General features: G+C 48.9%; 1 protein-coding gene. It reads right to left on the bottom strand.

Annotated features, from left to right (window positions below; genetic code table 11):
- Positions 1-134 precede the first annotated feature (134 nt).
- A partial coding sequence (gene leuB, locus R7E78_RS25020) for a 3-isopropylmalate dehydrogenase (RefSeq protein WP_318058460.1) occupies positions 135-935 on the bottom strand: 801 nt, incomplete at its 5' end.

Below are 935 nucleotides of genomic sequence, written 5' to 3' on the forward strand. Positions count from 1 at the left end.
GCAACGTGTGCGTCGTAGACTTTTTCGTATAGTGTTTTGCCCATTGCTTCCTTTCCTCGTCGTCCTTGTCACCGCAACGGGATGATCCGCTGTGGTGATGGCAAACGACAGTTATATTTATAATGTCAGTCTGTTTATGAGTTCAAAATGTACTCAGCGATCTTGTCACCCATTTCTGATGTCGTCAGTGCAGGCTTGTCGCTTGCTAGGTCTGCGGTAAGCTCACCTGCCGAAAGTGCTTTAGATACTGCGGATTCGATATCTTGCGCCGCAGCTTCTTCGCCAAGGCTGTAACGCAGCATCAGTGCTGCAGAAAGGATCTGCGCAACTGGGTTAGCAATGTTTTTGCCTGCGATATCTGGTGCGCTGCCACCGGCAGGCTCGTATAGGCCGAACTTGCTTTCGTTAAGACTTGCTGAAGGCAACATGCCCATAGAGCCCGTGATCATTGCACACTCATCAGAAATGATGTCGCCAAAGATGTTTGAACATAACATGACGTCGAACTGGGCTGTGTCTTTGATTAACTGCATGGTCGCGTTGTCGATGTACATGTGAGACAACTCGACATCTGCGTAGTCTTTGGCAATCTCTTCCACAACTTCACGCCATAAGATAGAACTCTGCAGAACGTTTGCTTTGTCAATTGAGCACACTTTCTTACGACGTAGACGAGCAGATTCAAACGCGATTTTTGCAATACGTTCGATTTCGTAGCGGTGGTACACCTCGGTATCAAACGCTTTTTCGTTAGCGCCTTCACCCTCACGACCTTTCGGCTGGCCGAAGTAGATGCCACCAGTTAATTCGCGTACGACGACAATATCAAAGCCGCGACCTGAGATGTCTGCACGTAGCGGTGAGAAAGCTTCTAGACCTGCGTGGATTTGCGCTGGACGAAGGTTACAGAACAGTTGGAAGTGCTTACGTAGTGG

Source organism: Vibrio sp. YT-19(2023), assembly GCF_033337395.1.